Below are 6,551 nucleotides of genomic sequence, written 5' to 3' on the forward strand. Positions count from 1 at the left end.
ACCGCCGGCCGTTTGGGCCGGCGGTCGACGGGTATGTGGCAGCGAACCGGACAGGGGGAGACGAGGATGGACCGGACGAAGCTGCGGAACACCAGAACCGCCGAGCTGAGGGCTGGACTGCTGGCCCGGCACGGCGAGCTGTCGGCGGCGTACCGCACCGCCGTGCGCGAGGCGGCGGAACGGCAACGGCACCGGCTGGCCGACGTGTCCGGCGACGACGAGGGCGACCGGGGCCTCAAGGCCCAGGAGCGTGAGCAGGACCTGGCGCTGGTGGACACCGCCCGGCAGCGGATGGCGCAGGTCAACGAGGCCCTCGACCGGCTCGACGCGGGCGGGTACGGGCTGTGCGAACGCTGCGGCGCGCCGATCCCGCCCGACCGGCTGCTGGCCTTCCCCGCCGCCACGCACTGCGTGACCTGCGCGAGCGCGGCGGACGCCCGGCACTGACCCCGCGCGCGCCCCGGAACCGCCGGGGCAGGTCCGGCGCCCGGCCGACCCCGTGCCGACCGGCGGGCGGCGGCGTGCCGTGCGCGTTTGACCCCGGGCGCGCGGGGGTAGTCGCAGGACATGGCAGACCATCTCGAGGACCCGGCCCAGGGCGTACCCGCCGCGTCCCTTCCCGACGACGCGGTGGAGCGGGAGCTCGCGAGCCTCGACCGGACCCGGCACGACGCCCTCGGCAACCGCCCGGACGCGGCCGTGGCCACCCACCAGCGGCGCACGGCGGAGCTGGCCGACGAGGCCCGGCGGCGCGGCCTGTACCGGGCGGGGGTCCCCGGCCAGGATCCGGGCGCGTCCCCGGCGAGCGCGGGCATCCCCGAGTACGCCGACGACGACGATCCCCGGCCGGTACCCGACGAACCCGGGCGCCCCGCCGTGGCGGGCGACTCCCCGATCGGCCTGGACGAGTACGGCACCACGGTGCGCGAGTCCCGGCGCGGCGAGTCCCTGGACCGGCGGCTGGCCCGGGAGGAGCCGGAGACGGCCTGGGAGCCGCCGAACGACGGCCGCCCCAACGAGGAGCAGGCCGTCCACATCACCCGCCGCCCCTGAACCCGGCGGACGGCCCGGCCCGACGGACCGGGGGCCGGCGGACGGCGTGAGACCGGAGGCCGGGCGACCCGGGCCGGTGTCCCGTGCGGGTCCGGCCCGGCGGGCGAGTAGAGCGTTGCAAGAAAACGGCAAGCGGCGGCACGTACCGTGCTCGCACGGCCTTCCGGTGACGGCCAGCCCCGGCGGCGCCCTGGGCCGCGCACGGACGAGGAGACTGCATGAGGGAACTGGTGGGCCGCACGGCCCTGGTCACCGGTGGTGGGCGGGGCGTGGGCCGGGCCGTCGCGCGGCGGTTGGCGTCCGACGGCGCGCTGGTCGCGGTGCACCACGGCGGGGACGCGGCGGCGGCGCTGGAGACGGTCGCGCTGGTCGCGGAGTCCGGCGGGTCGGCGTTCGCGGTCGACGCGCCCGGCGGGGTGGAGGCGCTGTTCGCCCCGCTGGAGGCCGGGCTGCGGGCGCGCACCGGGGAGGCGCGGCTGGACATCCTGGTGAACGCGGCGGCCGGGGGCGGCGCGCGGGCGGCGTACCGGATCATCCAGCGGGCCGTGCCCCTGCTCCGGGACGGCGGCCGGGTCATCGACGTCTCCGCCGACCGGCTCGCGGTGCCGGACCTGGCCGACGTGCTCGGCGCGCGCGGCATCACGCTGAACACCGTCGCCCCGGGCCACGCGCCCCGGGTCGGACGGACCGGCGTGGCGAACATCGTCGGGTTCCTGGCGTCGGCCGAGTCCGGCTGGGTGACCGGCCACCTGCTCGACGCGGCCGGCGGCGCGTTCCTCAGCCCGAGCGTGTAGCCGCGCGCCGGGGCGGGAGACCCATGGCAAGATCACTTCGTGGGTACGGGTGAGAGCAAGCGGGTCTCCTGGGTCGAGCTGTACTTCGACCTGATCTTCGTCCTGGCCGTCGCCCAGGTGGCGCACGCGATCGGCGCGGAGCCGGACTGGGGCGACCTGTGGGGCGCGTTCGGGCTGTTCGTGTTCCTGTGGTGGACGTGGACCGGCTTCGCGCTGCTGTACAACCGGCACGGGGCGGAGACGGCGCTGTCCAGCCGGCTGGTGATCCTGGCCGGTACGGTGCCGTGCGGGCTGGCCGCCGTGTCCTTCCACGTGGCCGCCGAGGGCCACCCCGCGGCGTTCGTGCTCAGCCTCGCCGGGGCCCGCCTGGTGCTCGGCGTCGCGCACGCCGTGATCGCGGGCCGGCCCGCCGCGCGCCCGGCCGTGGGCTACCTGGTGTCGGCCGCCGGGTTCGCGACCGCCGCGTTCCTGCCCTCGCCGTGGTCGTACGTCCTGTGCGGGGTCATGATCAGCGTCGAGGCGCGGTTCTCGTACACCGACCGGCCACCGGAGCGGCACCGGACCCGGCGCGAGGACCTCGACCTCGGCGCCCTGCGACCGACCGCGCCCGGCCAGGCGATCGACGCGCACCACTTCTCCGAGCGGTTCGGCCTGTTCGTGATCATCCTGCTCGGCGAGGTGGTCGCGTCCGCCGGGCTCGGCGCGATCGACGGCGGGCACGGCCACCTGCCGTGGCTGCCCCTGACCGCGGCGATCGTGCTGGCCGGCGCGATGTGGTGGCAGTACTTCGACGCGGCCGCCGACATGAACCGCCGGATGCTGGAGGTGTCCGGCGGCTCGCAGCTGGTCGCCCGGGTGGTGTTCGTCAGCGGACACATGTTCCCGGCGTTCGCGGTGATCACCGTCGCGGCCGGCGTGCGCCTGCTGCTGGCCGGGCACCCCCCGACCGGCGCGTACTGGCTGGTGTCCGGCGGCATGTCCGGCTACCTGGCCGTCACCCGGGCGTTCGGCATGGGCGCCGGTCCCCTGGGCCGGATCGCGCGGATCGCCCTCGCGGCGGCCACGGTGCAGCTCGGCTGGCTGGGCGGGCACGTGCCCACGGCGGCGTTCCTGTGGGCGGCCGCCGGCTGGGGCGTGGTGTGCGCGGGCGTCGCGACCCTGGAGGCGCACCAGGCCCGACCGGCGACGACCTGACCGGCCCGGCCGGCGCGCGACCATGGTGGACGCGCGCCGGGGGGCGGTCCGGGCCCGGAACCGTCGCCCGCGGTGGTCAGGTGGCCAGGCCGTTGCGGGCGGCGAGCACCGCCAGGCGTACCCGGTTGGAGGTGTCGGTCTTGGTCATCAGGTTCGCCACGTGCGTCTTCACCGTGGTCACGCCCAACGACAGCCGCTCGGCGATCTCCCCGTTGGACAGCCCCTCCCCGACCAGGGCCAGAACCTCGCGCTCCCGTTCGGTGATGCCCGACAGGTCCGCGCTCGGCGCCGTGTCCGACCGGGCGGTCACCGCCCGGTCCACCAGCCGGCCCAGCACCCCGGGGCTGAACGCGCTCTCGCCGGCCGCCGCGCGCCGGACCGCGTCCAGCAGGTTCGCCGGGGCGGTGTCCTTGACCAGGAACCCGCAGGCCCCGGCCAGCAGCGCCGGGTACAGGTGCTCGTCGTCGTCGAACGTCGTCAGCACCACGATCCGGATCGTGGGGCGGGCGCGCAGGATCCGTTCGGTGGCGGTCGTACCGTCCATCACCGGCATCCGCAGGTCCATCAGGATCACGTCCGGGTGCAACCGCTCGGCGTGCCGGACGGCTTCGAGGCCGTTGCCGACCTCGCCGACCACCGTGATGTCCCCGGCGGACTCGCACAGCATCCGCAGGCCCGCCCGGACCAGCTGCTGGTCGTCGACGAGCAGCACCCGGATCACGCGGCACCGGCCGGCAGCATCGCCGACAGCAGCCAGCCGTCGCGGGCCGGGCCGGCCTGGAGCTGCCCGCCGATCAGGGTGACCCGCTCGGACAGGCCGACGAGGCCGTGGCCGGGCGGGGAGGACCGCAGCGGGAGGCCCTCGTTGTGCACCTCGACCCGGGCGGTGCCGTCGGCCGACATCGCGACCGTGAGCCGGGCCCGGCCGGCGGGGCCGCCGTGCTTGAACACGTTGGTCAGGCCCTCCTGCACGAGCCGCAGCACCACCAGGCCCCGGACGGCGTCCATCCCGGCCAGCGCCGGGTCGATCGCCGCCTCGACCCGCAGGCCGCTGTTCGCGGCGCGCTCCACGACCTCGCGGAGCACCTGGGGCAACTCCGCCGGGTCGACGAGCAGCGAACCCAGCTCGACGTTGACGGCCGACGGGTCGCGCAGCACGCCGACGAGCTGCCGCATGTCGGTCAGCGCCGTGGTCGCGGCGGCGTGCACGTCGTCGAGGACCTGGGAGACCCGGGGATCGGTCTCCGGGAGCACGTGCCGGGCCACCGCGACCCGGAGCACGATCGAGGCCACGTGGTGGGCGACGACGTCGTGCAGTTCGCGGGCGATGGCGGTGCGCTCGCCGAGCCGGGCGTTGAGCATGCCCAGCTCACGGCGCTGTTCGCCTTCGAGCATCCGTTCGCGGGACCGGCGGGTGTTCTCCCGCAGGGACCGGACGTAGACGCCGGCGAGCATCGGGGGGCCGACGACCCACGCCCAGTGGTACACCGGGGGCAGGACCGCGTGGAACCGGAGCATCTGGACCACGAACGGCACGCTCATCGCGGCGCACCCGACCGCGACCGGCCAGCCCCGGCGGCGGACGATCAGTTCCAGCAGGGCGCACGCGGCCATCAGGATGACCGACACGGCGGTGGCGTGCCCGTAGAGGTCCGTGCCGATCAGCAGGATCGCCTGGCCGATCGTCACCGCCAGCGGCGCGAACCCGGCCGCGAGGCTGAACAGTGCCGCGAGCAGGGCGAACAGCCAGTCGGCCGGGGTCGGCCCGTCCCCGCGCAGGGCGAGGACGTCACTGACCACGGCGGGAAACGCCGCGAGTCGTATCCAGCCGAAGCGGTCACCGAGCAGGCCCATGGCTAGAGATTAGCTGTCTACTGTGTCTGCGGCTCCTGCCGTGGGAGGAGGGTCCCTCCTCCGGTCGGCCGCCCGACGCGGCCCGCTGCCCGACGCCGGGCTTGCCCGGACGGGCCAAGCTGCGGGGTATGACAAACGCGAAGTTCGGAACCGACGGCTGGGACGCCGTCGTGGTCGGCGCGGGTCACAGCGGACTGACGTGCGCGGCGTACCTGGCCGTCGCCGGGGGCCTCCGGGTCCTCGTGGTGGAGCGCCAGGCCACCGTGGGTGGGGACGAGGCCGCGGCGGTGCCCCCGGTCTACCAGGGCCTCGGGCTCGACGACCGGTTCCGGTTCTGGGAGCCCGACGGGCTCGACGCGCTGCCCGGGATCCCGGCGCGGAAAACCGGGGGCTGGGACGGGTACCGGGCCCGGATGGTCGCCACGCTCCCCGACGAGGCCGCGCAGGTCTGCCGGTACGTGGACATGTGCTCCGCGCTGCACGCCGAGATCCGGGGCATGGACCCCGACGGCCCGGCCGCGCCCAGCACCCTGTTCGTCACGTGCGCGCGGCGGACCCTCGACCAGGTGATGGGCGACTGCGGGCTGTCCGCGCGGGCCCGGACCGTGCTCGGGACGCGGAACGGGGACCACGGGCTCGCCCCGGAGCAGGTGCCGGCCGTGTCGCACGCGGCGATGCTCGGCGACGAACTGCTCGGCGACAGCGGACAGGTCCTGACGTCGACGCTGGTGGAGGCCATCGAGGCGTACGGGGGCGAGGTGCGGACCCGGACCCCCGTCGTCGGGGTCACGGTCGAGGCCGGCAAGGTCACCGGGGTGCGCACCGTCGCCGGGGACGTGCTGCGCGCGCCGGTCGTGGTGTCCGACCCGGACGACGGCCGGGCCTGGGAGGACCTCGTCGGCGACGGTCCGGCCCGGACGGCCCCGGTGCCCGCCGCCGGCTACCGGACGGTCGCCACGGCCGCCAGCGCGGACCTGGTGGGGCGCGCCCTGCTCGACTACGCGGAGAAGGCGGTCGCGCCGCCGCGCCGCCGCCCGGGTGCCGGGACCCCCGTGCCCGTCGGTGCCGGGTCCTCGACGCCCACGGGCCCGGTCGCGGGGCTGCCGGCCGCGCGCCGGATCGTCCCCGAGGCCCCCGGCCTGTACCGGATGAGCTCCGGGGCGCGGCGCGGCGACCGGGTGCTGGACCTGACCCCCGCCGAGGCGCACGCCGGCCGGGTCTACGGTTCGCTCCCCCGCACGACCGACCCCCTGGGCCGGATCCCCCGGCCCCGGGTCCGCCGCTGACCCCGCCCACCCGCCTTCCCCGCGACGGAGGGCGGGTGGTGTCCGGCCGAGGGGCCGCCACGTCGGTGTTTCCGGCACACGGAAACGGGGGAAGGCCGACGATATTCCGTAGGTTCGTCCACTTTCGAGGCATCTAACGCCAGGTTTTATAGGGTTTTCGCGGTATGCCGGGCCCCTGCCGCGCCTCTACGCTCCGCACTGATGGACCTACGACTCCGGGTGGCCACCGGCGTGGCGGTGGCGGCCGTCGGCACGCTGTTCGCGCTGCCGGCCCCGCCGCCGCTGACCCCGCCGGCCGCCTCCGCCCCGCAGACCACCGGCCCGCCGGTGCCCCTGGAGACGGCCTGGCCGGCCGCCGTGCCCGGCACGA

At 76.2% G+C, this 6,551-nt stretch carries 7 protein-coding genes; 5 read left to right on the forward strand and 2 right to left on the reverse strand.

The window, feature by feature from the left end; genetic code table 11:
• Positions 1-66: 66 nt before the first annotated feature.
• The 4 genes from PT931_RS35285 to PT931_RS35300 all read left to right on the forward strand — a co-directional run bounded on the left by PT931_RS35285 (position 67) and on the right by PT931_RS35300 (position 3,041).
• Entirely contained in the window at positions 67-447 is a 381-nt protein-coding gene (locus PT931_RS35285; protein ID WP_456250065.1) for a TraR/DksA family transcriptional regulator, read from the forward strand.
• A 120-nt stretch (positions 448-567) separates the two neighbouring features.
• The gene (locus PT931_RS35290; RefSeq protein ID WP_456250066.1) at positions 568-1,053 is read left to right on the forward strand and encodes a DUF6158 family protein; all 486 of its coding nucleotides are present in this window, start codon (positions 568-570) and stop codon (positions 1,051-1,053) included.
• 218 nt (positions 1,054-1,271) lie between these two features.
• Complete coding sequence (locus PT931_RS35295) at positions 1,272-1,847, forward strand: SDR family NAD(P)-dependent oxidoreductase (RefSeq protein WP_456250067.1); 576 nt, start codon at positions 1,272-1,274, stop codon at positions 1,845-1,847.
• A gap of 39 nt (positions 1,848-1,886) precedes the next feature.
• Positions 1,887-3,041, forward strand: coding sequence for a low temperature requirement protein A (locus tag PT931_RS35300; protein WP_456250068.1), 1,155 nt, complete (start codon positions 1,887-1,889; stop codon positions 3,039-3,041).
• Between the two features lie 76 nt (positions 3,042-3,117).
• Here the strand turns inward: PT931_RS35300 and PT931_RS35305 are convergent, their stop codons facing one another.
• Together PT931_RS35305 and PT931_RS35310 are read right to left on the reverse strand one after the other, a co-directional pair.
• Positions 3,118-3,762 carry a response regulator gene (locus PT931_RS35305; protein WP_456250069.1) on the reverse strand — a complete coding sequence of 215 codons (645 nt, stop codon included), beginning with the start codon at positions 3,760-3,762 and terminating at the stop codon, positions 3,118-3,120.
• Positions 3,759-4,895: a sensor histidine kinase gene (locus PT931_RS35310; RefSeq protein ID WP_456250070.1), complete on the reverse strand. Its 1,137-nt coding sequence runs from the start codon at positions 4,893-4,895 to the stop codon at positions 3,759-3,761. The genes PT931_RS35305 and PT931_RS35310 overlap by 4 nt, the downstream gene beginning before the upstream one ends.
• Before the next feature lie 128 nt (positions 4,896-5,023).
• Between PT931_RS35310 and PT931_RS35315 the strand changes: the two genes are divergently transcribed.
• Positions 5,024-6,181 (forward strand): phytoene desaturase family protein, encoded by a 1,158-nt coding sequence (locus tag PT931_RS35315; RefSeq protein ID WP_456250071.1) that lies wholly within the window; start codon positions 5,024-5,026, stop codon positions 6,179-6,181.
• The last annotated feature ends 370 nt before the right edge of the window (positions 6,182-6,551 follow it).

This window comes from Longispora urticae (assembly GCF_053902585.1).